The organism is Pseudomonas xanthosomatis (assembly GCF_019139835.1).
GTDB lineage: Bacteria > Pseudomonadota > Gammaproteobacteria > Pseudomonadales > Pseudomonadaceae > Aquipseudomonas > Aquipseudomonas fakonensis.
In genome coordinates, this window is the sequence record NZ_CP077075.1 from 2,864,314 (window position 1) to 2,889,595 (window position 25,282).

The 25,282-nt window shown below is 65.5% G+C and carries 19 protein-coding genes and 2 pseudogenes; 7 read left to right on the forward strand and 14 right to left on the reverse strand.

Annotation, left to right across the window (positions count from 1 at the left end):
• Position 1: 1 nt before the first annotated feature.
• The 6 genes from KSS93_RS12745 to KSS93_RS12770 all read right to left on the reverse strand — a co-directional run bounded on the left by KSS93_RS12745 (position 2) and on the right by KSS93_RS12770 (position 9,518).
• Positions 2-2,776: a malto-oligosyltrehalose synthase gene (locus KSS93_RS12745; protein WP_217888554.1), complete on the reverse strand. Its 2,775-nt coding sequence runs from the start codon at positions 2,774-2,776 to the stop codon at positions 2-4.
• Positions 2,773-4,842, reverse strand: coding sequence for a 4-alpha-glucanotransferase (malQ, locus tag KSS93_RS12750; protein WP_217888555.1), 2,070 nt, complete (start codon positions 4,840-4,842; stop codon positions 2,773-2,775). The genes KSS93_RS12745 and malQ overlap by 4 nt, the downstream gene beginning before the upstream one ends.
• Positions 4,839-6,578, reverse strand: a complete 1,740-nt coding sequence (gene treZ, locus KSS93_RS12755) for a malto-oligosyltrehalose trehalohydrolase (RefSeq protein ID WP_217888556.1) — start codon at positions 6,576-6,578, stop codon at positions 4,839-4,841. Before treZ ends, malQ begins: the two co-directional genes overlap by 4 nt.
• Positions 6,579-6,592: 14 nt before the next feature.
• On the reverse strand, positions 6,593-8,152 hold the full coding sequence (gene glgA, locus KSS93_RS12760; protein ID WP_217888557.1) for a glycogen synthase GlgA: 1,560 nt from the start codon (positions 8,150-8,152) through the stop codon (positions 6,593-6,595).
• Positions 8,153-8,800: 648 nt separating this feature from the next.
• Complete coding sequence (locus KSS93_RS12765) at positions 8,801-9,259, reverse strand: SgcJ/EcaC family oxidoreductase (RefSeq protein WP_217888558.1); 459 nt, start codon at positions 9,257-9,259, stop codon at positions 8,801-8,803.
• A gap of 91 nt (positions 9,260-9,350) precedes the next feature.
• Positions 9,351-9,518: a DUF6026 family protein gene (locus KSS93_RS12770; RefSeq protein WP_225917338.1), complete on the reverse strand. Its 168-nt coding sequence runs from the start codon at positions 9,516-9,518 to the stop codon at positions 9,351-9,353.
• A gap of 201 nt (positions 9,519-9,719) precedes the next feature.
• Here KSS93_RS12770 and gnd point away from each other — a divergent pair, with 201 nt between their 5' ends.
• The 3 genes from gnd (at position 9,720) to KSS93_RS12785 (ending at position 14,204) form a co-directional block, all read left to right on the forward strand.
• A complete protein-coding gene (gene gnd, locus KSS93_RS12775) occupies positions 9,720-10,703 on the forward strand; it encodes a phosphogluconate dehydrogenase (NAD(+)-dependent, decarboxylating) (protein WP_217888559.1) in 984 nt (327 codons plus the stop codon).
• Positions 10,700-12,208, forward strand: a complete 1,509-nt coding sequence (gene zwf / locus KSS93_RS12780; protein ID WP_217888560.1) for a glucose-6-phosphate dehydrogenase — start codon at positions 10,700-10,702, stop codon at positions 12,206-12,208. The genes gnd and zwf overlap by 4 nt, the downstream gene beginning before the upstream one ends.
• A gap of 199 nt (positions 12,209-12,407) precedes the next feature.
• The gene (locus KSS93_RS12785) at positions 12,408-14,204 is read left to right on the forward strand and encodes a glycoside hydrolase family 15 protein (RefSeq protein ID WP_217888561.1); all 1,797 of its coding nucleotides are present in this window, start codon (positions 12,408-12,410) and stop codon (positions 14,202-14,204) included.
• A gap of 127 nt (positions 14,205-14,331) precedes the next feature.
• On the opposite strand, the gene KSS93_RS12790 is transcribed toward KSS93_RS12785, so the two are convergent.
• Positions 14,332-15,579, reverse strand: a complete 1,248-nt coding sequence (locus KSS93_RS12790; RefSeq protein WP_217884923.1) for an IS256 family transposase — start codon at positions 15,577-15,579, stop codon at positions 14,332-14,334.
• A 1,207-nt stretch (positions 15,580-16,786) separates the two neighbouring features.
• On the opposite strand from KSS93_RS12790, the pseudogene KSS93_RS26500 reads away from it, so the two are divergent.
• The 4 genes and pseudogenes from KSS93_RS26500 to KSS93_RS12805 all read left to right on the forward strand — a co-directional run bounded on the left by KSS93_RS26500 (position 16,787) and on the right by KSS93_RS12805 (position 18,499).
• Positions 16,787-17,024, forward strand: a pseudogene (locus KSS93_RS26500) (hypothetical protein).
• A 198-nt stretch (positions 17,025-17,222) separates the two neighbouring features.
• Positions 17,223-17,432 carry a DUF1737 domain-containing protein gene (locus KSS93_RS12795; protein ID WP_217888562.1) on the forward strand — a complete coding sequence of 70 codons (210 nt, stop codon included), beginning with the start codon at positions 17,223-17,225 and terminating at the stop codon, positions 17,430-17,432.
• Positions 17,433-17,437: 5 nt separating this feature from the next.
• Positions 17,438-17,893, forward strand: coding sequence for a GNAT family N-acetyltransferase (locus KSS93_RS12800; protein WP_217888563.1), 456 nt, complete (start codon positions 17,438-17,440; stop codon positions 17,891-17,893).
• 336 nt (positions 17,894-18,229) lie between these two features.
• Positions 18,230-18,499: a hypothetical protein gene (locus KSS93_RS12805; RefSeq protein WP_217842803.1), complete on the forward strand. Its 270-nt coding sequence runs from the start codon at positions 18,230-18,232 to the stop codon at positions 18,497-18,499.
• A gap of 21 nt (positions 18,500-18,520) precedes the next feature.
• Here the strand turns inward: KSS93_RS12805 and glpT are convergent, their stop codons facing one another.
• From glpT to KSS93_RS26950, 7 genes and pseudogenes are all read right to left on the reverse strand, one after another.
• Positions 18,521-19,873 (reverse strand): glycerol-3-phosphate transporter, encoded by a 1,353-nt coding sequence (gene glpT, locus KSS93_RS12810; RefSeq protein ID WP_217842804.1) that lies wholly within the window; start codon positions 19,871-19,873, stop codon positions 18,521-18,523.
• 172 nt (positions 19,874-20,045) lie between these two features.
• Positions 20,046-21,332, reverse strand: coding sequence for a PQQ-dependent sugar dehydrogenase (locus KSS93_RS12815; RefSeq protein WP_217888564.1), 1,287 nt, complete (start codon positions 21,330-21,332; stop codon positions 20,046-20,048).
• Positions 21,329-21,733, reverse strand: coding sequence for a DUF2231 domain-containing protein (locus KSS93_RS12820; protein ID WP_217888565.1), 405 nt, complete (start codon positions 21,731-21,733; stop codon positions 21,329-21,331). Before KSS93_RS12820 ends, KSS93_RS12815 begins: the two co-directional genes overlap by 4 nt.
• A gap of 222 nt (positions 21,734-21,955) precedes the next feature.
• Complete coding sequence (locus tag KSS93_RS12825) at positions 21,956-22,261, reverse strand: NIPSNAP family protein (RefSeq protein WP_217888566.1); 306 nt, start codon at positions 22,259-22,261, stop codon at positions 21,956-21,958.
• Between the two features lie 61 nt (positions 22,262-22,322).
• Positions 22,323-22,880: a lipocalin family protein gene (locus KSS93_RS12830; RefSeq protein WP_217888567.1), complete on the reverse strand. Its 558-nt coding sequence runs from the start codon at positions 22,878-22,880 to the stop codon at positions 22,323-22,325.
• A 236-nt stretch (positions 22,881-23,116) separates the two neighbouring features.
• On the reverse strand, positions 23,117-23,983 hold the full coding sequence (locus KSS93_RS26945; protein WP_437182124.1) for a methyl-accepting chemotaxis protein: 867 nt from the start codon (positions 23,981-23,983) through the stop codon (positions 23,117-23,119).
• Positions 23,978-25,078: pseudogene (locus KSS93_RS26950) on the reverse strand (nitrate- and nitrite sensing domain-containing protein); the annotation flags it as partial. The gene KSS93_RS26945 and the pseudogene KSS93_RS26950, both read right to left, overlap by 6 nt.
• Positions 25,079-25,282 lie beyond the last annotated feature (204 nt).

Genomic DNA, 25,282 nt, shown 5'->3' on the forward strand with positions numbered 1-25,282 from the left:
ATTAGGCATGATCAATCAACACATTGACCGGAAACTCCGCCAGCACGGTGCTCAAGCTCAGCTCCCTTGAAGGGCTGACCGCAGCGCCACCGAAAAGTCCCGAGCAGTTGGCAGGCGACAAGGCAAACGGCAATACCAGCCGGGTATCGTCCCAGTTCTGCGCCGGGATCTGTGGGGTAGTGGCCGGGCCCAGCAGTGCGCTGGCCAGCCGCGGTACAACGATGATGGCGCGTACGCCGTCGCCCAGGCGGGCGAAGGCCAGCACCTTGTCGGCGTGGCGGCCCTGCACGGCAAGCGGCAGGTAGGCGCCACGCTGGAACAGGTCGGGGTGCGCCTGGCGGCAGTCCAGCACCCGGGCCACCAGCGCCTGCTTGATACGGCCATCGCGCCACTCTTCGAGCAGTGCCGGCAAGGCTGCGCTGTCGGCAAGGCTCGCCCGCCTTGCAGCGTAGTCCACCGGGCGGCGGTTGTCCGGGTCGACCAGGCTCAGGTCCCAGTACTCGTTGCCCTGGTACAGGTCGGGCACCCCGGGGGTGGTCATGCGCAGCAGGCACTGGGCCAGGCCGTTCAGCGCACCGGGGCAGTCGAGCTGGCGCGCCGCCTGGTGCAGCGACTGGCGCAACTGCTGGCTCTGCTCGTCCAGCAACAGGGCATCGACATAGGCCGCGCAGGCCTGCTCGTAACCCTCGTTGGGCGCCGCCCAGCTGCTGCGCAACTTGGCCTCGCGCAGGGCTTTTTGCTGCCACTGGCGGATGCGCCCGGCATACTGCTGCAAGGCGTCGCCGTCGTGCAGCTCGAGCGTCAGCGGCCAACTGCCGAGCAGGGTCTGCAACAGCAGCAGTTCATCGCCCGGGCTCGGTGCCGGGCCATCTTCCAGGGCTTGGCGCAGCGGCGCCGCCAGCTCCAGCCAGTGCGCCACGCGGCTGGCCAGCCAGGGGCCGCGTTCGCTGAGCACGGCCAGACGCGCACGGCAGTCCTCACCGCGCTTGTGGTCGTGGGTGGCGGTGGCCAGCAGGTTGTCGGGGAAGTCGCGCAGGCGGCGCTGGGCTTCGTTATGGAACCGCGGTGCATCGGCGCTGAAGCGCTCGGCGGCAAAGCCCACGTCATTGCGCGACAGCAGCCGCCCCGAGCGGTAGAACGCGGTGTCTTCCACGGCCTTGGCCGCGCTGGGGGCGGTCAGCTGCTGAAAACGCACGCAGGCGTGGCGCAGGTGCTTGCGCGGCCGCCCCGGCGGCAGCTGGCGCCAGGGTTGGCCGCCGAGCCAACGCTCCAGGTGCCCGAGCAGCGGCCAGTCGGCCTCGCCCAGCGATTGCCGGGCATCGTTCATGGCCTGCTGGAAGAACCCTTCGTCCTCGGCCGGGCGGCCGCAGGCGTTGATGTACGTGCGGTACACCGGGTAGTGCGCCACCAGCGCCTGCAACGCCCGGCGAATGGCGCCGAGGGTCAGGTCGCGGGTCATCAGGTCGTCGCGGGCCACCTGCAGCAGGGCCTGGGCCACCGACTCGCAGTCACCGGCCAGGCTTGCGTTGAGCACCAGTTGGCGGGCCGTGCGCACTTCCTCGGCAAACTCCGGGCGCTCGCTGACGCTTTGCCACAGCTCGGTCAGCGGGGCTTCGCCGGCCGGGTCGTGCTGCAGCAGCGACACCTCGTTCATGAACTCGTAGCCGGTGGTGCCGTCGGTGAGCCAGTCGCGGTGCAGGTGCTCGCCGGCGCCGAGGATTTTCTCGACGTAGATCGGAAAATGCTCGACAGCGGCCTCCAGTGGCCGCCGGGCCAGCAGCCCGTCAACCCGCCGGCGCAGGTTGCGGCAGTAGCGGCGCGGGTCGGCCAGGCCGTCGATATGGTCGATGCGCAGGCCGTCCACCAGGCCGCGCTCGATCAGTTCGAACAGCTTGGCATGGGTGGCTTCGAACACCGCTGCGCGCTCCACCCGCAGGCCGCCCAGTTCGTTGATGTCGAAAAAGCGCCGCCAGTTGATGTCGTCGGCAGCGGTGCGCCAGCTGGCCAGGCGGTAGACCTGGCGCTCCAGCAGCAGGTGCAGGCGCTTGAAACCATCCGGCGTGGTGCTGTCGAAGGCGGCCAGGGCGCCATCCAGGCTGGCGCCGCTGGCCGCCAGGCGCGCCAGCTCAAGGTGCAGCGGCGCGGCGTCGGCCAGCGGGTCGGCGGCTTCGTGCAACGCACTGAAGTGCTGGGCCAGCGCTTGCAGGCGCGCATCGTCGGCCTGGCCGAGGACGCGCCCGTAGTCCAGCGGGCAAATCGGGAAGCGGTGCTCGTAGTGAGCCACCTCGAGCAAGCCGTGGGCGGCGTCGAAGGTCAGCGGGATATCCCCCTGCTGCAAGGCCACGCCATAGTCGCTGCCCAGAAACGGCAGCAGCAGTTGCCCGGCCAGCAGCGGGTCGCTGGAGTGCCACTGAATGTCGAAGAACTCGGCATACGGGCTGCGCCGCCCCCAGGCCAGCAGGCTCTGCCACCAGGGGTTGTCGGCGCCGCCCACGGCCATGTGGTTGGACACCGTGTCGAGGATCAGCCCCATGCCATGCTGGCGCAGCGCGGCCACCAGGCGCAGCAGCGCCGCTTCGCCACCCAGCTCCGGGTTGACCCGGGTCGGGTCGACCACGTCGTAGCCGTGGCGCGAGCCTGCGCGGGCGGTGAGGATGGGTGAGGCGTACACATGGCTGATGCCCAGTTGGGCGAAGTAGGGCACCAGCGGCACGGCATCGTCCAGGCTGAAGTCGCTGTGCAGTTGCAGGCGCACGGTGGCAGTCAACGGCTTCATTGGTCGCGCTCCCAGGCTTGTTCGCGGGCTTGGGCCAGCAGTTCCAGGCGCCGCGCCGCGTGCTCGTCGTCCAGCAGCTCGCGCACCGGGGCGGCAAAGCGCCGGCGCCAGTTGGGGTGGCTGTCGGTGGTGCCCGGCAGGTTGGGTTGTTCGTCGTTGCCCAGCAGGTCTTCCAGCGGCACCAGCACCAGCGGCGCGCGGGTGTGGCCGACATAGCGGATGGCCGCGTCGATCAAGGCAGCGTCATCGGCCTGCGGGCCGTAGTTGGCCTCCAGGGCGCGGCGCAGGCCGTCGCGCTCCAGCGCCCGTTCATGGCGCCAGTGCAGTTCGGTGGCGGCGTCGATCAGTTGCAGGCGGTGGTTCCAGTCGATATCGCGCCCGGCCAGCCAGCCGGCCAGCGGCGCCAGGTCGTGGGTGCCGGTGGTGGCCAGGGCGTTGTCGGGCCAGTCGAGGATTGCCTTGAACTGCCCAGGTGCGGTCTGCTCGAAGGGCAGCACGCGCATGCCCAGCACGGCCTTGTCGGCCAGGCGCTCGCGCAGGCCCTCGGGCACCGTGCCCAGGTCTTCGCCGAGAATGATCGCGCCATGGCGCGCCGACTCCAGCGCCAGCAGGCGCAGCAGGTCGTCCAGCGGGTAGTTCAGGTAGGCGCCTTCGCCCGCTTTGGCCCCGCGCGGTATCAACCACAGCCGGCGCAGGCCCATCACATGGTCGATGCGCAGGCCCCCGGCGTGGGCCAGGTTGGCCCGCAGCATCTCGATGAAGGCGCGGTAGCCGTTGCGCTTGAGACCTTCGGGGCTGAAGGCGCAGATGCCCCAGTCTTGCCCTGCGCGGTTGAGGATGTCAGGCGGTGCGCCCACGTTGAGGTCGGCCAGCAGCTCGTCCTGGCGGCTCCAGGCCTGGCTGCCGGCGCCGTCGGCGCCCACCGCCAGGTCGGCGATCAGGCCCACGTTCATGCCGTTGCCGCGGGCGGCGTCCTGAGCCCGTTGCAGGCTGCGTTCGGCCAGCCACTGGCAGAAGGCGTGGAATTCCACCCGGGCCGGGTAGGCATTGGCGAAGGCCTCCACCTCGGGGTGGTAAGGGTCGCGCCAGGCAGCGGGCCAGTTGCGCCAGTCGGCGCCAAGGCCGCTGTCCACCGCTTCTGCCTGCAACACCTCGAAGCGGCAGTGGTGCTCCAGGCGCTCGCCGCCGGCCGCGCGAAAGCTGTCGAAGTCCTTGCGCAGCGGGTGGTCGGCCTGGCTGAACTGCTGGTACAGCGCCTCGAGCAGGCGCAGCCGCGCATCGGCGGCCAGGGGCCAGTCCACCAGTTGCTGTTGCTCCAGGGCTTCCAGGGTTTGCTCAAGGCCGGCGGCCTCGATGGCCATGCGCACCTCGCGCTCGCCGAACAACACCGTGGGGCTGGCGTACAGCACGTTGAGCAGCAGGCGGCTGGAGGGCGAGTAGGGGCTGAAGTGGTGCTGGCCGAAGGCCGACAGGGTGTGCATCGGGCTGATGGCCAAGGCATCGGCGCCGCGTTCGGCGGCGCTGCGGGCCAGTTGCTCCAGGGCCAGGCAGTCGCCGTAACCGCCGTCGCCCGGGCGGCGCAGGCTGTACAGCTGCACCGACAGGCCCCAGCAACGCGGTGGCGGTTGCTCGATGCGGTCTTGCAGGGCGTGGCAGCGCGGCGGCGCCACGGCCAGGGTGAAGGTGCGAGCGTCGATGGTCAGCTGGTGGTAACCGACGGGCAGCTCGCCGGGCAGGCGGGCCTGGGCATCCAGTTGCAAGGTACGCTCGGCGCCGTCTTCCAGGGCGCACAGCACCAGGCTGCCAGCACTGAAATAGCGCTGCAGGTCGAGGGGCTGGCCGATGTCGGCGGTCAGCAGCGGCGGCAGGTGCTCGCTGTCGGTGGCCTGTTCGACCGCGCGCAGGCTGGCAGCGATGGCCTGCTCGTCGCCTGCCGGGTGGCCGAGGCCGGCCAGTACGTTGCGCAGCACCTGGTCGCTGACCTGCTGCGGGCGGTTGTTGGCGTCGATCCAGTCGCGCGCCAGGCCCGCCTTGGCGGCCAGGCGGTGCAAGGGGTGTTCGCTCATGGCATCTCCTGTGCGGGGGGCAGCAGGCTGACCACGCAACTGTGCGCGGCCAGCGTCGAGTCGGGGTGGGCGTTGTCGCTGCTGTCGTACAGGCGTTGCTCCAGGGCCGGTAGTTGTGCCGGTTGGGGTTGAGTATCGAGGTTCAGGTCGATGCGCAGTTGCTGGCCGTTGCCCAACTGCCAGCGGGCGCTCAGCGCCTTGTCGCCGAGCACTTCGCTACCCAGGGCGCGGGCCCCGGGCAGGTGCGGGGTGACATGTTGGCGGCGCAGGGCGAGCAGTTGCTGGTACAGGCCGTGCCAGCCGGCCAGCACGTCCTTTTGCCCGGGCCGCGAGGCTTCGAAGGTGGCGGCGGCGTTGGGGTCGGGGATGCGTTCGCGCTGCTGCGGGTCGGCAAAGGCGGCGAAGTGGGCGAACTCGCCGCGCCGGCCTTCACGCACGGCATCGGCCAGCTCGTCGTGGAAGTCGGTGAAGAACAAAAACGGGTCGCGGCTGCCGTCGTCGTCGCCCATGAACAGCAGCGGGATCATCGGCGCCAGCAGCAACAGGGTGGTGGCCGCGCGCAGGGCCGGTGGCGGGCACAGGCGGGTCAGGCGCTCGCCCAGGGCGCGGTTGCCGACCTGGTCGTGGTTTTGCAAAAACAATACGAACGCGCTGGGTGGCAGGTGCCCGCTGGGCTCGCCGCGGGGCGTGCCGTGGCGGTTGGGCTGGCCCTGGAACACGAAACCTTCGGCCAGGCAGCGCGCCAGTTGGTCGATGGGCCGCGCCTTGTAGTCGGCGTAGTAACCCTCGGTTTCACCGGTCAGCAGCACGTGCAGGGCGTTGTGGCCGTCGTCGTTCCACTGGGCGTCGAAGCCTTGCTCGAGCAGGCCGGCCTGGTTGTGTTCGTTTTCCAGCACCAGCCACACCTGGCGGCCTGGCTCCACCGCAGCGCGCACCCGTTGCGCCAGCTCACGCAAAAAATCCGGCTGGTCGATGGCGTGCACGGCGTCCAGGCGCAGCCCGTCGCAGCGGTAGTCGCACAGCCACATCAGCGCGTTCTGGATGAAGTATTCGCGTACCTCGGCGCGGCGAAAATCGATCGCTGCGCCCCACGGGGTCTGGCGGTCCTCGCGAAAGAACGGGCTTGCGTACTGGTGCAGGTAGTTGCCCTCGGGGCCGAAGTGGTTGTAGACCACATCCACCAGCACCATCAGGCCATGGCCGTGGGCTTCGTCCACCAGCCGGCACAAGGCCTGCGGGGTTCCGTAACTGTGCTGCGGGGCGAACGGCAGCACCCCGTCGTAGCCCCAGTTGCGCTCGCCGGGGAACTGCGCCAGGGGCATCAGCTCGATGGCGCTGACCCCCAGCTGCGCCAGGCGCGGCAGCATCTGGGCCACACCCGCGTAACCGCCCAGCAGGCCTACGTGCAGCTCCTGGATCACCGCCTCGTGCCAGGGCCGGCCCTGCCAAGGGTGGCGCCAGGTGTAGGCGCCGAGGTCGACTAACTGGCTGGGGCCTTGCACACCCTCGGGCTGGTAGCGCGAGGCAGGGTCGGCTACCTGCAGCTCATCGTCGATGCAAAAGTGGTAAAGGTCGCCCGCCTGGCAGGGGGCGACGCCGGTGTACCAACCATCGTCGGGCAGCAGCTCGATGGCTGGCTGCCCGGCAATTTCCACGCTCACGCGGCGCGCATCCGGTGCCCACAGGGCGAAGCGCGTCGAGGTGGCGTCCAGTAGCTGTGCGCCATGCCTGTGCATCGTCACGCTCCGCTTTAAAGGTGGGCTTGTTGGGTCTGCTTGACCAGGTCCTCGTACAGGCGTGCGTAGGGTTCCACCGCCTGGCACCAGTTGAACGGCTGGGTCATCGACAGGCAGCGCATGGCGTTGAGCAGGTCTTTCTTGCTGTAGGTGTAGAAGGCCCGGCTCAAGGCTTCGCGGTAGCTTTCAACGGTGGAGTCGTCGAACAAGAAGCCGGTCACGCCGTTCTCGATGGTGTCGGCCAACCCGCCGGTGTTGCGCGCCACCGGCAGCGAGCCGAAGCGCTGGGCGTACATCTGGCTCAAGCCGCAGGGCTCGTAGCGCGAGGGCATCAGCAGGAAGTCGGAGCCTGCGAACATGCGCCGGGCATCGGTTTCGTTGAAGCCGATGCGCACGCCGATGCGCCCCGGGTGGCGCAGCGCCAGTTCGCGCATGGCTTGCTCTTCTTCAGGTTCGCCACGACCGATAATGGCGATCTGGCCGCCTTGCTCGACGATGTAGTCGGCCACCCCCAGCGTGAGGTCCAGGCCTTTCTGGTACACCAGGCGCGACACCACGGCAAACAGCGGCCCTTCGCTCGGCAGCAGGCCGAACAGTTCGCGCACCTGCTGGGTGTTGCGCGCCTTGCCGTCCCAGTCATTGATGCTGAAGGTGTGGTGCAGGTGCTGGTCGGTGGCCGAGTCCCAGCTCTCGTCGATGCCGTTGGGGATGCCGCCCAGCAGCCCTTGCTGGGCTTTGCTGGCCAGGAAGCCGTCCAGGCCGCAGCCAAATTCTGGCGTGGTGATTTCGCGGGCGTAGGTGGCGCTTACCGTGGTGATGTGGCTTGAGTAGGCAAGGCCAGCCTTGAGGAACGACAGCTTGCCGTAGAACTCCATGCCTTCTTGCTGCATGGCATGTTCGGGGATCGCCAGCTCCGGGCTGCAGCCACGCCCATACACTCCCTGATAGGCCAAGTTGTGGATGGTGAACAGGGTCGGGGTGCTCAGGCCGCGCCAGTGCATGTAGGCCGGGGCCAGGCCCGCCGGCCAGTCGTGGGCGTGCACCAGGTCGGGGCGCCAATGGGTCATGCCTTCGCCGGCGGCAATCTCGGCGGCGGCCAGGCCCAGGCGGGCGAAGCGGATGTGGTTGTCGGGCCAGTCGCGGCCGTTGTTGGCGGCATACGGGGTGCCATCACGCTGGTACAGCTCGGGGCAGATCAGTACGTAGATCACCAGGCCGTCGGCCAGGTCCATGCGGCCGATCTTGCACGGCGGCAGCGCGGCGTGGCCGCCCAGTTCGCCGACGATATGGATGGGGTTGTCGCTTTCCATCACCTGGCGGTAACCGGGGATCAGCACCCGCACATCGTGCAGGTGGGCCAGCGCCCGGGGCAGGGCAGAGGACACGTCGCCCAAGCCGCCGGTCTTGACCAGGTCGGCGATTTCCGAGGTGACGAACAGGACTTTGCGCTTGTTCGGGTTGTGCTGGCGCAGCGCGCCGGGTGCCTTGACTGTCGGGGCGAGGCTGGGTGGCAGCGGCTCGCGGTTATCCGGGTTGAATGAATCTGCGTGTGGCTCGACAGCGGCACTGATCATACTTCTCTCCGTCCCTTGTGTTCGCGGGTGCGTTGCGTTGGCTCGTTGTGGTTCTCTCTGTTTTCGGTGTTGCATCTTCGTAGTGCGGTCCTTGCCCCATATTTGTGCGCACAGGCACGGCACGCCTGGCACTCCGGCCAATAGGCGTGTGGACTGGTTGGGGTGGGTGGGCCGAGCGAGAGAAAGTCCCTTTGCAATGGCCTACTTAGTTCCTGACCTGCCCGTGTTTCGGAAAGTTCGACTTTTTTACGTCACGTTTTCCGAGCAAATCGCGGGCCGAATCCGCAGTGTAGGAGACGAAGCGGCATTTATGTGACCAGCTGGTCACTAAACTGGCGACCGTTCGTCCTCGCAAACGTTGGCGGGTTAGGGGGCGTGTGAGTGAGGGCGGTTTGTGTAGGAGACCACCCAGCCCTTCGGGCTGCGCTGTCGCGCAGAAAACTGGTCGCGCAGATGCGCCACGGCCCCTGTGGGAGGCGGCCTTGTGTCGCGATGGGCTGCGCAGCAGCCCCAGGATCTCGACATCATGCAAAATTGCCGGGGCTGCTTTGCAGCCCTTTCCGGCCGGTCCGGCGCCCCGGCAAGGCCGCGCCAGGGGATCGCGTAGCCGGCCCTGCAAAAGGCAGGGGAAAGGTCAGAGCTGCGCCATCAATCCCGCGGCAGCATCGACGAATGATGCTGGCTGATCAGCCAGCGCTGGCCATCGAAGCGGTAGGTAAAGGTGTAGCGCGCGGCCAGCCGCTGCCCGGTGGCGGCAAAGTCGAAGGTATACAGCCCGGCTGCGGTGGCCTCGTTGCAGCCGCTTTGCACCTCGTGTGTGTCGAGCTTGCCGCTGGGGCGGTCCAGCAGGAACTTGCGAAAATAATTCAAGCGCGCTTCAGGGGTGAGCCGCGGGGTGGCAGAGACAGTCGGCAGCAACACCGCATCAGCGCTGTACAGCGCGGCCACCTGGGCGGCATCGCCGCTTAGCAGGCTGGCATTCCACTGGTCGAACAGCTTGAGCAGCTCTGCAGCGCCTGCGATTCGGCATTGAGGGGTATTGGCCTGGGCGTGCAGGCTGGGCAGGCAAAGCAGGGCGAGGGTGCAAGCGAGGGTTACGCGTTTCATCGGTAGCGCCTTTGGCAAGGCAGGCCCGGGGCGGGCCTGCGGCGCGGCTCACTGTAGGAACGGCGCCGCCTGTGGCGTATCGGAAAAACCGTCAGCGACTGAGCGCTTTTTCCCCGTTGCCGGCCTGTTGCAACAGACTGTTCAGCAGGGCCACCTGCTGCAGCAATTGGTCTCGCTCGTCCTTCAACTGGCGCAGTTCGTCACGGCGGATGGTGACGTAGAGGGTCTGGGTGGGAGTTGCAGGCATCAGAGTACCCATGAGTACACCTCGCGTTTCTGGCTGGTGACAAGGGAAAGCGTAGTCGCTTCACGCGGCGCGCATTCTGAATTCTTTCCCTGCTCATGGGAACTTTTTTGTTTATCGTGGTCGTGCCGTTCGTCGGTGAACCCTTGGGCGGCAGGCTGGACTAACCTGAAACCTTCAACGCGTGTCATCCATTGCTAACGGGAGCGTCGGCACATGCAACTGGGAATCGTCGGGCTGGGCCGCATGGGCGGCAATATTGCAAGGCGCCTGATGCGCGCCGGCCATCGCACCGTGGTGCACGACCGCAGCCGCGAGGCCATCACTACCCTTGAAGGCGAGGGCGCGCAAGGGGCCCACGACCTCGGTGCGCTGGTGCAAAAGCTCAAGGCGCCGCGCGCGGTGTGGGTGATGCTGCCGGCCGGCGAGCCCACCGAGCAGACCATCGCCCAGCTGGCCGAGCTGCTGGAGCCGGGCGATGCGATCATCGACGGCGGCAACACCTTCTACAAGGACGACATGCGCCGCGCCGCCGAGCTGGCCAGGCGCGGCCTGCACTACCTCGATGTGGGCACCTCCGGCGGCGTCTGGGGCCTCGATCGTGGCTACTGCATGATGATCGGCGGCGAAAAGGACGTGTTCGAGCGCCTGGAGCCGCTGTTCAAGGCCCTGGCCCCCGGTGTTGGCGACATCCCCCGCACCCACGGGCGCAGCGGCGAGCATCAGCGCGCCGAGCATGGCTATATTCACGCCGGCCCCCCCGGCGCCGGCCACTACGTGAAAATGGTGCACAACGGCATCGAGTACGGCCTGATGCAGGCTTACGCCGAAGGCTTCGACCTGCTGCGCAGCAAGGGTGGTGACGAGCTGCCGGAGGATCAGCGCTTCGACCTGAACCTGCCGGAAATTGCCGAAGTGTGGCGCCGTGGCAGCGTGGTGACTTCGTGGCTGCTGGACCTCACCGCCGACGCTCTGGTGGCCGACCCGCAGCTCAGCCGGTTCAGTGGCTCGGTGTCCGACAGCGGCGAGGGGCGCTGGACCATCGACGCCGCCGTGGAGCAGGCGGTGCCGGTGCCGGTGCTGTCCAGTGCGCTGTTCGCGCGTTTTCGTTCGCGCCAGCAGCAGGGCACCTACGGTGACAAGGTGCTCTCTGCCATGCGCCTGGGCTTCGGTGGCCATGTGGAGAAAAAAGGCCAATGACCGAACAGAAAATCCCCGCTGCACCGCCTTGCACGTTGTTTCTGTTCGGCGCCAATGGCGACCTGGTCAAGCGCCTGCTGATGCCGGCGCTGTACAACCTCAGCCGCGACGGCCTGCTCGACCGCAACCTGCGCATCGTCGGCGTCGACCATAACCCGGCGACCGCCGAAGAATTCGCCGGGCGCCTGCATGCCTTCATGCAGGAGCGCGACAAGGGCGGCGAGGGCGCCGCCAAGTGCCTGGATGAAAAACTCTGGGCGCGCCTGGCCAAGCGCCTGGACTACCAGACCGGCGATTTTCTCGACCCCGCCACTTACCAGGCCTTGGGCAAGCGCATCGACAAGACCGCCCACGGCAACGCCATTTTCTACTTCGCCACCTCGCCGCGCTTCTTCCCTGAAGTGGCCCAGCGCCTGGGCGAAGCCGGCCTTCTGGACGAGTCCGCCGGCGGTTTTCGCCGGGTGGTGGTGGAAAAGCCCTTCGGCACCGACCTTGCCAGCGCCGAGGCGTTGAACGCCTGCCTGCTGAAGGTGATGAGCGAGCGGCAGATCTACCGCATCGACCATTACCTGGGTAAAGAAACGGTGCAGAACATTCTGGTCAGCCGTTTTTCCAACGGGTTGTTCGAGTCGTTCTGGAACAACCACTACATCGACCACGTGCAGATCACCGCCGCCGAGACCGTCGGCGTCGAAACCCGCGGCGCCTTCTACGACAACACCGGTGCGCTGCGTGACATGGTGCCCAACCACCTGTTCCAGCTGCTGGCGATGGTGGCCATGGAGCCGCCGGCAGCGTTCGGCGCCGATGCCGTGCGCGGCGAAAAGGCCAAGGTGATCGGCGCCATCCGCCCCTGGTCGGCGAAGATGGCCCTGAAAAACTCGGTACGCGGGCAATACGCGGCCGGCAAGCAGGGCCGCAGGAAGCTTGCCGCCTATCGCGACGAGCCCAACGTGGCCGAGGGCAGCCAGACCGAAACCTACGTGGCGCTCAAGGTGATGATCGACAACTGGCGCTGGGCCGGGGTGCCGTTTTACCTGCGTACCGGCAAGCGCATGAGCGTGCGCGACACCGAAATCGCCATCTGCTTCAAGCCCGCACCCTATGCGCAGTTTCGCGAGAGCGAGCTGGAGCGGCCCAAGCCCAACTACCTGAAAATTCAGATCCAGCCCAACGAGGGCATGTGGTTCGACCTACAGGCCAAGCGCCCGGGGCCGGAGCTGGTGATGGAGAACGTCGAGCTGGGCTTTGCCTACAAGGACTTCTTCAAGATGACCCCGGCCACCGGCTACGAGACGCTGATCTACGACTGCCTGACCGGCGACCAGACCCTGTTCCAGCGCGCCGACAACATCGAAAACGGCTGGCGTGCGGTGCAGCCGTTTCTGGATGCCTGGGCCAGCGGGGCGGGAGAGGTGCATGAGTACGCCGCTGGCGAGGATGGCCCCGAAGCCGGCAACGAGCTGCTCAGCCGCGACAAGCGCGAGTGGCATAGCCTGGGTTGAATCCTGTAGGAGCGGCTTTAGCCGCGAACACCGGCACAGCCGGTGCCAGGCACCGCGTCGTCTGTTTCGCGGTGGTCCGGCACTCCGGTAAACCCGCTCCTACAGGGCTGTGCTTCGGTTTTGCTGACCAACCCCAGCGGAACGACCAACCCAATCCCGGCATCCAACCCTGCGAACCCCGCCAACAGCAGGAGCACCGATGCCCGCCCACATCGAAGACTACGCCCTGATCGGCAACTGCCGCAGCGCCGCCCTGGTCAGCCGCGACGGTGCCCTCGACTGGCTGTGCCTGCCGCGCTTCGACGCCCCGGCGGTGTTCGCCGCGTTGCTCGGCAACGAAGAAAACGGCCGCTGGCGCATCGCCCCCAGCGACCCGGTAGAACACTGCAGCCGCCGCTACCTGGACGACACCTTGGTGCTGGAAACCACCTGGGTCACCGCCAGCGGCCGCGCCCGGGTGCTCGACTGCATGCCCCTTGGCGAGAGCAACGCCGTGCTGCGCATCGTCGAGGGCCTGGCCGGCGAAACCGCCTTTGAAATGGATCTGGTGCTGCGCTTCGACTACGGCCGCAGCGTGCCCTGGGTTGAGAAGATCGACCCGCTGACCCTGAGCGCCGTGGCCGGCCCTGACCGGCTGATCTTGCGCAGCACCACCGCCACCCACGGCCAGGACCACCACAGCGTCGCGCGCTTTCGCGTGTGCGCCGGCCAGCGCCAGGTATTCAGCCTGTGCCACCAGCCCTCGCACCTGCCAGTGCAGCCCGGCTGCGATGCCGACCACGACCTGGAGCACACCATCAACCACTGGCAGGCCTTCGCTGCCCGCTGCCCCGACGTTGGCCCCTACACCGCGCTGGTGCGCCGCTCGCTGCTGACCCTCAAGGCCATGACCTACGCCCCCACTGGCGGCATGGTCGCCGCAGTGACCACCTCGCTACCCGAGCGGGTGGGCGGCGAGCGCAACTGGGATTACCGCTACTGCTGGCTGCGCGACGCCACCATGACCCTGCTGGCGCTGATGAACCTGGGCTACTTCGACGAAGCCCAGGCCTGGCGCGAATGGCTGCTGCGCTCGGTGGCCGGCAACCCCGAGCAGATGCAGATCATGTACGGCCTGGCCGGCGAGCGCGACCTGACCGAGTTCACCTTGCCGTGGCTGGCCGGCTACGAGCACTCGCAGCCGGTGCGGGTGGGCAACGCTGCCGCCGACCAGTTGCAGCTGGACATCTATGGCGAGTTGGCCGATGCCATGAGCCAGGCCATTCGCGGCGGCCTGCCGCGCCACCCGCGCAGCGCCGCCATTGCCCGGGCGATCATGCCGTACCTGGAGCGTATCTGGCGCGAGCCGGACGAGGGGCTATGGGAGGTACGCGGCGGGCGTCAGCACTTCGTGCATTCCAAGGTCATGGCCTGGGTGGCCTTCGACCGCTCGGCGGGGCTGGCCGAAACCACCGAGGAGGGGCGTGAGCAGGCGCGGCATTACCGCGAGGTGGCTGACCGTATTCGTGAGGAGGTTTGTGTTAAGGGGCTGGATGCCTGTGGCAGCCACTTTGTGCAGGCCTATGGGTCTACCGAACTGGACGCCAGCTTGCTGCAAATTGCCTTGACCGGGTTTTTGCCGGCGGATGATCCGCGCTTCTTGCGCACCCTGGAGCAGATCGAGAAGCGCCTGCTGCGTAACGGGCTGTTGCTGCGCTATGACAGTGACAACTGCAGTGACGGGCTGACGCCGGGGGAGGGGACGTTTTTGGTGTGTTCGTTCTGGTTGGCGGATGTGTATGTGCTGTTGGGGCGGCAGGGGGAGGCGCAGGCGTTGTACGAGCGGTTGACCGGGCTTTGTAATGATGTGGGGTTGTTGGCGGAGCAATATGACCCGGCGGGGGGGCGCATGTTGGGGAATTATCCGCAGGCGTTTAGTCATATCGGGATTATCAATACGGCGTTGAATTTGTATCGGGCGCAGTGTCCGGTGCGGGATCGGGTTAGTTGTGGGTAGTTTGGTTTGGTTTTGAGATTTTTATGCGCATTCATTATTTGTATTGACGCTTATTCACCTTTCCGGGGACTGTCAGATTTTTTGTGTGCGGGCCGGTAACGGCCTGCCGGTAGGCAGGCCCTGATTCTCACCAGGTCGGCCTGATGAACCGATCTCCGTACAGAATCGCAAATTGATTCATCGCGCTTTTCCAGTCATGGGCCGGTTTTCCCCAATTGGCTGTTATGTTGCGCAATCCCAGCCAGATCAGTTTGGTCGCTGCGTCATCGCTTGGGAAATGCCCGCGAGTCTTGATGACCTTGCGTAGCTGGGCGTTGATGCTCTCGATGGCATTGGTGGTGTAAATCACCTTTCTGATGGCCGGCGGGAAGACGAAAAATGGAATCACTCGATCCCAGGCGCGTCTCCAGGCAGCCACCACCGTTGGATATTTCTCGCCCCACGGACCGTTCTCAAACTCATCGAGTGCTTGCTCAGCCGCTTCCGCATTGATGGCTTGGTAAATCGGCTTCAGCTCCTTGGCCAGAGCTCGCCGCTTGTCCCAGGCCGCGAAGTCGAGGCTGTTGCGGATCAGGTGCACGATGCACGTTTGCAACGTCGTCTCTGGAAACACGGCACTGAGAGCCTCTGGCATACCTTTGAGGCCATCGGTCACGGCAATCAGCACATCTTCGACACCGCGCGTCTTGAGATCGTTAAAGACCTTCATCCAAAACTTCGCACCCTCGGTGTTCTCGATCCAGATGCCCAGGATATCCCGCGTCCCGTCGGAGAGAACGCCCAGGGCCAAGTAGATGGCCTTGTTGCGCACCAGGCCCTCTTCGCGGATCTTCACCCGCAGCGCATCGAAGAAAATGACCGGGTACATCGGCTCCAGTGGCCGCTGTTGCCACGCGCCAATCTCGTCCATGACCTCGTCTGTCACAGAGCTGATGAAGTCGGGTGAAACGTCCGTCCCATACTGCTCGGACAAAAAGGCTCGGATCTCCCTGACCGTCATTCCACGGGCGTACATGGCGATGATCTTGTCATCGAAACCGGTGTACCGCCGCTCGTGCTTGGGGATCAGAATGGGCGCAAAACTGCCGTCTCGATCGCGAGGAATTTCCAGCCGCAGCGGGCCATCGCCGGTCAAAACCGTCTTGCCACTCTTGCCGTTACGCTGATTGGTTTCATCCTCCGGGCGCTGCGCGCCCGGCGGATAACCTAGGTGGTGACCGAGTTCGGCACTCAAGGCCCGCTCGATCAAGGCCTTCTTGAACGCCGCTGAGGCATCCTCGATTGCTTCTGCGGACATCAGGCCCTCGCCGAACTGCTCCAGCAGCTCTTTGGGGATTTTTGGCAGGTCACGCAAGGGTTTCTTTTTGGTTGGCATACATACACCTCTTACTCATGTTATGCCCGAACACAAAATTTCTGACACCCTCCCTTTCCGCCTTTACGGCGGGTAACTTTTTGAAGTCCGGAGTGCCGGCCAATCAAAAGTCACCAAAAAATCCTCGCTCCATTCATCCGGCCCCTACGCTGCGCTCCGGGGTTCCCTCACTCCGGGCTTGCTCCGGGGGTACGCGCCGACGGGCCGTCCCTGGCCCGATCGGCGCTCGACCGGCATCCATGCCGGTCGCCCCCCTACGCAATCCCTGCGTTCGGCCTCCTGAAGTCGCGAAGTTAGGGGCGGCGCCTATGAGTACGCAGCTCGGTCGCTAGTTGCATTTGTGGGAACTCAGGATTTAATCGCGGGGCAAGTCGCAGCGGCGCACCGCCGCTCCCACGCCAGAACTTGGTGCGCACAACTAACCTGGGAGCGGGCTTGCCCCGCGATTGCGTCAGAACAACCATCACATCAATAACAATCAAACCAACATCCCAGCTCTTAATCTGGCTCTTGATCTTGCTTCTAAGTGCGCGGTAGTTCAGACAACACAAATCGCGACTTCAGGAGGCCGAGCGTAGGGATTGCGTAGGAGGGCGACCGGCATGGATGCCGGTCGAGCGCCGATCGGGCCAGGGACGGCCCGTCGGCGCGTACCTCCGGAGCAAGCCCGGAGCGAGGGAACCCCCGAAGCGCAGCGTAGGGGGCCGGATGATAGGAGCAGGCGGTTTTGCTTACTTTTGCCAAGACAAAAGTAAGCCGCCGTAAGGGCGGAAAGGTGACGAAAAGCCCCTATCGTCAACGAATGCGCATACATCTCCAAGAGCAATCACGCCAACCCGAACCCTAAACCAGCCCTAAATCAATCGACTTCCTACAAATCCCAATCAGATCTTCCCTATTGCCTGTAGTCCATTTCCGAAACACCCTTTTACCGCCCCTGAGCCATTGCGACCGACCCCACAGCTCCCTAGTCTCGCTCCGTCGTTGCCAATTCAACGACCGGGCCTGCAAACCCGAGTAGAAGAAGGTCGCTGTTACCCGGCGAGCGGCGCATCATCGCGCGTCAGCTTTATGGTGGCTGCGTATGGGAGGTCTCCGGACCTGCCGGGTTTCCTTCTTCTGTCCCGGTTTTTGCAGCCTGTACGCAGCCGCCACCCATCCACTGCAAAGGATTTTCTGGCGGTTTCCCCCTTACAGGAGAAGCACCATGCTGAAAATCGTCCCCGACCCACCCGCCCGCTACCACCTCGAAGACACCCTGATCCAGGCCACCGAGTTCACCCGCTGCGCCCTGGCCGTGGCTCACCAGTCCGCACTGGCCTCACCCCCCCCACTCACTGGGCTCCACCCTGGCACTGACTGCAGTGCACGAAATCGAATGCCTGCGCACGCTGCTGGAGTCAGCACTGGCGCAAGTGCAGTTGGAAGGACAGACGCAGCATTGAGGCCGCGCTTACGTTTTTGAAGTATGCCTGGCGCAGCGGCCTCATCGCTGGCAAGCCAGCTCCTACAGAGGGGCGCGTAAGCCTGCCAGGTAATCCAGTATCTACCAGCCAACTGAGCCAGCACGCGCCGGGCCGGGTATGCCATGATGCCCAGCCCCGGCGCGTCAAAGCGCCCGCACCCAGACAAGGACCCCGCCAATGCCCAGCACCCCACCCGACGGTCTGCCGGTCTACCGCCTGATCACCGGCAAGGACGACGCCGCCTTCTGCAAGCGCATCAGCGAAAACCTCGCCCTCGGCTATCAGCTGTACGGCTCGCCCAGCATCACCTTCGATGCCGTGCAGGGCCACGTGGTCGCCGCCCAGGCCATCCTCTGGCCGGAGCATGGCACGCCGCCGCAGGGCTGAACAAAATGCCCGCCACCACCCTGCGCCGGGCGACCCCGGCAGACGCCGACACCATCGCCGCGTTGGTCGCCGAGGCCTACAGCCCCTACATCCCGCGTATCGGCCGCAAACCCGGGCCGATGCTGGATGACTACGGGCAAGTGGTGGGCGACGAGCTGGTGTTTGTCGCCCAGCAAGACGAGCGTATCGTCGGTGTTCTGGTGTTGCGTCTTGAGGGCCGCGAGCTACTGCTGGTGAACGTCGCGGTGTTGCCTGCGTGCAAGGGGCAGGGCGTTGGCCGCCTGCTGATGGACGCCTGCGAAGCGCAAGCGCGGGCCGCAGGTAGTGAGGCGATTCGTCTGTATACACACGAGCGCATGATCGAGAACATCGCTATTTACCAGAAACTGGGCTACTGCGAGACCCATCGCGCTACCCAAGACGGCTTCGCCCGGGTGTTCATGCGCAAGGTGCTGGGGTAAGACAACGCGCAACTTGATGCTTTGAATACGCACCTGTGGGAAGCGGCCTTGTGTCGCGATGGGCTGCGATCAGCCCCGGCAATTTTGCATGAGACCGAGGCCTTGGGGCCGCTTCGCGCCCCATCGCGACACAAGGCCGCTTCCCACAGGGACCGCGGTGCATCTGCGAGACTAGTTCTCTGCGCGACAGCGCAGCCCAAAGGGCAGGGTGATCCCCTACAGTGACGCACTGCACATCCAGGGCTGGCAACCTGCCATTAACGGCCTATTCTGCGTGATGAAGCTGCATTCCGGCACCGGTCCGTGTGCCGTTTCGCTGACAGAAGGAACCTGCCCATGTCCCACCCCGCCGATGTACCCACCGCCCCCGACCTGCAACGCTTTCTCGACGAAGAGGCCACGTCCGAGGCCCTTGCGCACCTGCTGGAAAAAGCCCTGGCGGCCAGGCAGAACCGCCTGGTAGAGGCCTATCGGGGCAATGCCTACAAAGTCAGTTTCGATGACGAGGACGTGATCATCGAGGGCTACGGCAGCCGCAAGATGCCGGCCCGGCACCTGCCGCTCGACCACTTTATCGCCCTGCTGCGGGCCTGGCCCGGCGCCTGAGGCAGCACCGGGCCCGGCCGGTCAGGCCAGCGCTTCGCGCGGATTGCTCGCAGCCTTGGTGTGGCGCAGGGTCGGCAGCAGGAAGGCGATCGCCAGCAGGCAGGCGCTTACCAGCATCACGAAGCCGCCGTCCCAGCCAAAGTGATCGACGGTGTAGCCCATCGCCGCACTGGCTGCGACCGAGCCGCCGAGGTAGCCGAACAGCCCGGTGAAGCCTGCGGCGGTGCCGGCGGCTTTTTTCGGCGCCAGCTCCAGCGCCTGCAGGCCCACCAGCATCACCGGCCCGTAGATCAGGAAGCCGATGGAGAACAGCGCGACCATGTCGATGGTCGGGTTGCCCGGCGGGTTCAGCCAGTACACCAGGGTGGCCACGGTCACCAGGGCCATGAACACGATGCCGGTCAGGCCGCGGTTGCCGCGGAAGATCTTGTCGGACATCCAGCCGCACAGCAGGGTGCCGGGAATGCCGGCCCACTCGTAGAAGAAGTACGCCCACGAGGTGGTGTCGACGCTGAAGTGCTTGGCTTCTTTCAGGTAGGTCGGCGCCCAGTCCAGCACGCCGTAGCGCAGCAGGTAGACGAACACGTTGGCCAGGGCGATGTACCACAGCAGTTTGTTGCGCAGCACGTACTCGACGAAGATCTGCTTGGCGCTGAATTCCTGCTCGTGGCTCTCGTCGTAGCCTTCGGGGTAGTCGTTCTTGTATTGCTCCACCGGCGGCAGCCCCACCGACTGCGGGGTGTCACGCATGGCGGCAAAGGCGAACACCGCCACCAGCACGGCCACGGCAGCCGGCACGTAGAACGCCGCGTGCCAGTCGTTGGTCCAGCCCAGGCCCAGCAGGAACAGCGGGCCTATCAGGCCGCCGCCGACGTTGTGGGCGACGTTCCACACCGACACCACGCCGCCGCGCTCCTTCTGCGACCACCAGTGCACCATGGTCCGCCCGCTCGGCGGCCAACCCATGCCTTGGGCCCAGCCGTTGATGAACAGCAAGGTGAACATGATCGCCACGCTGGAGGTGGCCCAGTGTGCGAAACCGAAAATGAACATCACCCCGGCCGAGATCAGCAGGCCGAAGGGCAGGAAGTAGCGGGGGTTGGAACGGTCGGACACCAGCCCCATGAGGAACTTGGACAGCCCGTAGGCAATGGCGATGGCCGAAATGGCCAGACCCAGCTGGCCGCGGGTGTAGCCCTCTTCCTCGATGAGGTAGGGCATGGCCAGGGAAAAGTTCTTGCGCAGCAGGTAGTAGCCGGCATAGCCGAAGAAAATCCCGGCGAAGATCTGCCAGCGCATGCGCCGGTAGGTGCTGTCGACGTGCTCGTCGGGCAGCGGCGCCTTGTGCAGGGCAGGGCGGAAGAAGGCAAACATGTGAAGCTCCCGATTGTTATAGGTATGCGAAAGCGAATATTACATTTTCGTTACAGAAAAAATATCGCTTCGATCGGGATAATTTGTTGGTTTGTGAAAGGCCATCACGGGGCAAGCCCGCTCCCACGTTGTTGTGCTACCCGTGGTAGCGGGCTTGCCCCGCGATGCGCCGTCACTGCACCCGCGTCACCCGCCACAGGGTATTGGCCAGGTCATCGGCAATGATCAGCGCCCCGCGCGGGTCCACCGTCACCCCCACCGGCCGCCCGCGGGTCTTGCCGTCCTCGCCGCGAAAGCCGGTGGCGAAGTCCACCGGTTCACCGGCCGGCTTGCCATCCTTGAACGGCACGAAGATCACCTTGTAGCCCACCGGGTTGGGCCGGTTCCAGCTGCCGTGCTCACCCACGAACACGCCGTCTGCGAACTGCGGGCCCATGGCGGCCGTGGAGAAGTCCACCCCCAGCGCCGCCACGTGCGAACCCAGGCTGTAGTCGGGGGCGATCGCCGCCTTGACCTTGTCCGGGTTCTGCGGGCGTACCCGCTCATCGACGTTCTGCCCCCAGTAGCTGAAGGGCCAGCCATAGAACGCGCCGTCTTTCACCGAGGTCAGGTAATCGGGCACCAGGTCCGGGCCCAGTTCGTCACGCTCGTTGACCACCGCCCACAACTGCCCGTTGCCGGGCTGCACGGTCAGTGCGGTGGGGTTGCGCAGGCCGGTGGCGTAAGGGCGGTGGGCGCCCGTCACTGCATCCACCTCCCAGACCATGGCGCGGTCCACCTCGGCCTCCATGCCGCGCTCGGTGATGTTGCTGTTGGAGCCGATGCCCACGTACAGGTAGCGCCCGTCGGGGCTCACCGCCAGCGACTTGGTCCAGTGGTGGTTTATCTCGGCCGGCAGGTCGGTAACCTTGGTCGGCGGGCCGCCCGCCTTGGTCTGGCCGTCCTGGTAGTCAAAGCGCACCAGCGCGTCCTGGTTGGCCACGTACAGCTTGCCGTTGTCGAAGGCCAGGCCGTAGGGGGCGTTGAGATTTTCGGCGAACACCGTCTGCAGTTCGTACTGGCCATCGCCGTCGGCATCGCGCAGCAGGGTCAGGCGGTTGCCGCCCTTGACCTGGGTGTTGCCCTTGGCCTTGATCTGGCTGGCGATCACGTCCTTGGGCTTGAGCTTGGCCGCGCTGCCGCCACGGCCTTCGGCCACCAGAATGTCGCCGTTGGGCAGCACCAGGGTCTGGCGCGGGATCTTCAAATCCTTGGCGATGGCGGTGATGCGGTAGCCCTCGGGTACCTTGGGCATGTTGTCGCCCCAGACCGCAGGCTCGGCGATTTTCATGCTCGGCAGCAGGCCGCGCTCGGGGGCCGGCAGTTTCGGCTCGGGGCCACGGCTCTGGGTCGGCTCACCCTCGCCGCCGCAGGCGCTGAGCAGCAAGGCCATGCTCAGGGCGCTCAGTGCAAGTTTCATGGCGCCACCTCCGTGCGCAGGCCAACCCAGGTAGCCACGCAGGCCAACAGGCTGACGATGACCGACAGCACCAGCCCGGCAGGCATCACCGCCCAGGCGTCCTTGGCGTGTTCGAAAGCGTTGACCAAGCCCAGCAGCCAGGCAGCCAACAGCAGCACGAAGTACAGCTTGCGTGCGCCGCGCAGCAGGCCGGCCAGCGCAAACAGCAAGGCCAGGCCGCTGAACAGCAGGCCGCCGGCGATCAGCCAGGAGGCGAAGTTGCTCCATTGGATCTGAAAGCTCTGGTAGTAGGCGATGTCGCTGAGCAGGCCGCCGAGAAACAACGGCACGCTGCCGGCCAGCAGGGTCGTGTGCAGCACACCAGGGGTGCGGTAGTAGAGAGGGGCGGTGGTGGTGGTCACGGGCACTCCTTATCGATCGGCAATCCTTAAGTGGGGCGCTGGGCGCCTAGCTGAGGAGTGCCGCAGGAGCGGGTTGGTTCAGTTGCAATTGTTACAGCCTACGCAGGCCTCATCGCCGGCAAGCTCCTACAGGTATGGCGCAGGCTTGTGAAGTTATGCGGTCGATGTGGGGCAGTGCGCGGCTGCGACTTGCCCAGCAATAGCGCCGGCACAGCCAACCCATCAACCCAGCACTGGCCGCAAGAAGCTGCGCTCATAACTGAGAATGAAGCGCTGCTCGGTAGCCAGGGCAAACGCAGCAATGCACTCAGGGTCGCTTTCCGACGCCGTGCGATATGCCTCGTAAGCTGCAAGGCTGGGGAAGCTGAACAGCGCGTAGGCCACGTTGTTGGCCCCTTCGCTGGGCAGGAAGTAGCCGTGGTGGCTGCCGCCCATGCGGTTGACGATGGGGATCCACAGCTTGGCGTAGGCCTCGAAGGCCGGTACTTGGTAGGGGTCGATAATGTACTTGAGGTGGCAGGTGACCATTTGCACGCAATCCTTTGGGTGAGCCAGGGGAGGCTCACCTTACAGGCAGTGCCGGGCGGCGTCACGGGGTATCGGGCTGGCGCCAGATCAGCTGGTCGGTAGAGTAACCCTGCTTGCGCGCCAGCTGCAGCAGCTGGTCGCGGGTCTGCTGGCTCACCGTGGGCGTGCGCGACAGCAGCCACAGGTAGTCGCGGTTGGGGTGGCCGACCAGGGCTACGCGGTAGTCGGGGCTTACGTACAGCACCCAGTACTCGCCCTTGGTCAACCCTGGGGCCAGGCGGCTGAACCAGTTGTCAAAGCGCACCCAGAGCTTGTCGGTGCGGCCCGCCACCTGGGGCTCGGCGATGCCGTGGGCCTCGTTCCACTGGCCGTCCTGTTCCTTGCAGCGGTTGTTGACGTCGATGCGCCCGTCTTCGCGCAGGCCGTAACGGGCCTCGGACTGCACGCAGTTGCGCTGGAAGAACATCGGCAGGCGCGCCAGCTCGTACCAGGTGCCCTGGTAACGCTGCAGGTCGACCTGTTGCGTGGTGGGGGGCGGCTGGTGCTGGTCGTGGGAGCTGGAGCAGCCGGCCAGGGCCAGGGTAAGGCAGGACAGCAGCAGGGTGGTGCGCAGGGCCATGGAAACCTCCTGGAAAGGATAAGGTGTACAGGGAGTTGGATGCGCGGACCTGGGGAAAGTTGTATGCAACAAAAAGGTGCAGCAGGGCCTTGTAAAAGCGGGCATTGCTGTGGATGGCACCGGCTGCGCCGGTGATCGCGGCTAAAGCCCCACAGGTGCAGCGCTGCATTCAGACATTGCGCAGTCCTGTGGGGCGGGTTTGCCCGCGAAAGGCTGCAAGGCAGCCCCAGGCAACATCACGCCGTACGGAACCGGCCCACCAGCTGCTGCTGGAGCTCCGCCAGGCGCGCCAGCTCCTGGCTGGTGACCGCTGTCTGCTGTGCCCCGGCACTCACCTGGATCACCAGGTCGTTGATCTCGTTGACGTTGCGGTTGATATCCTCCGACACCGCGCTCTGCTCTTCGGCCGCCGAGGCAATCTGGATATTGCGGTCGCTGATCCGTGCCACCCCCTCGGTGATCGAGGCGAGCAACTCACCGGCCCGGCCAATTCGGCTGGCACCGGACTGCGCCTTGCCCAGGGTTTCCAGCATCGAGCTGCTGGCGCGCTCGGAGCCGGCCTGCAGCTTGCTGATCATCTGCTGGATATTGCCGGTGGACTCCTGGGTGCGCTGCGCCAGGGTACGCACCTCCGACGCCACCACCGCAAAACCCCGGCCATGGTCGCCGGCCCGGGCTGCCTCGATGGCTGCGTTCAGTGCCAGCAGGTTGGTCTGCTCGGCGATGCCGCGTATCACATCAAGCACCGACGAAATGGCATCGCTCTCGCGCTTGAGGTCGTCGAGGATTGCCGCAGTTTGCTCGGCCTGGGTCGACAGCTCGTGAATCAACGTGATGGTGCCTTGCACCTCGGCACGCCCCTCGGCACTGCTGGTGTGAATCTGCTGGGACAGGCTGGCGGCATCGGTGGTGCTTTGCGCCACCTCGCGCACCGTGGCGCTCATCTGGTTGATGGCGGTGGCCACAAGCTCGGTGCTCTGGCGCTGCTGCTCGACGCTGCGGCTGGTTTGCAGGGTCACCGCCGAAGACTCCTCGGCGGCCGTGGCCACCTGGGCGGTGGCGCTGCCGATCTCGCGCACGATCTCGGCCAGCTCGCTGGCCATGCGGTTGAGGTTGCCTGCGATCTGGCCAAACTCGTCCTTGCTGTGGTAAGTGCTGCGCGCGGTGAGGTCGCGCCGGGCCAGGCCGTCGAGGGCGGCGTTGATGTCCTTTACCGCTTTGCCGATGCTGGCGATGATCAGCCACGACAGCAGCGCCACCATGGCCAGGGCCAGCAGGGTACCGGCCAGGGTCAGCCACAGCGCCTGGCTGGCTTCGCTGCGGGCTTCGAGGGCCAGCTTGGCGACGTTGTCCGCCAGGGTTTGCTCGATCTCGCCCATCTGGTCAATGCGCCGGGTGGCAGTCTCGAACCAGGCCTCGGGCTTGATGCCCAGCGGCTGGCCCAAAGGCGCGTCCGCTACCAGGCGTTGCAGCTTGGCCACATCGCTGCTGGCGGTGCTCTGGAGGTTTTGTTGGAACTGGCTGAGGATGGCTGTCGGAGCCTTGCGCTGAAAGCCGTCGAAATAGGCCGAAAACTCGCCCAGGTTACGGCTGAAGCGCGACAGCAGCGTGGCATCGACATGGTCCTGGCTGAAGGCCAGGCCCAATATCACCCGTTCGCGGCCGGCGCGTTCCTTCAACTCGATGAATTGGTTGAGTGCGCCCAGGGCATGCACCACGGCAGTATCACTGACGCGGCTTTCCAGTAACTGGGTGTAGCCGATCAGGGCCTTGATCAGTTCGGTATAGCGGCTGGCGGAGTCGACACTGCCGATGCTCAGCGCGTCGACTTGCCCGCGCAGGTTGCCGAGGTTGCCGAGTGCTGCCAGCAACGGGGCGATATCGGCATGCTTTGCCGCGGGCAGGCCACGCACTGCATCCAGCGCAGTGTCGCTGTCCTTGCGCAGCTGCACCAGGCGCTCGGCCATGTTGCTGCCGCGGCTGCCGATGAACACGCCGCTGGCGCCGCGCTCCCGTTGCAGCAGGGTAATCAACTGGCTCAGGGATTGCGCGGTGCGGCTGGCGGCAACGGTACTTTCCATGTCGCGCAGGGTTCGGTAGTTGTCGGCCAGGTATAAGCCGGCCAGTGCCAGAAAACCCAGCAGGGGGAACAACAGAATCAACAATAACTTCAGACGAAGCGGTGCATTGGTCAGCATGCTTCTGGCCTCGCAGGTAGTGGCAGGGGGGTATAAGGCGTGGCTATTGATGGCTGATGGCTCACGGCCATTATTGTACGGCTATTCAATTTATATGCGAAAGATGCAAGTTTGGTGAAGTTGAAAATAGTAATGCGCCATATTGATGCGCGCACTCGTATATTGATCCAGATCAGTGCATTGTTATTTTATTGGTTATTATTT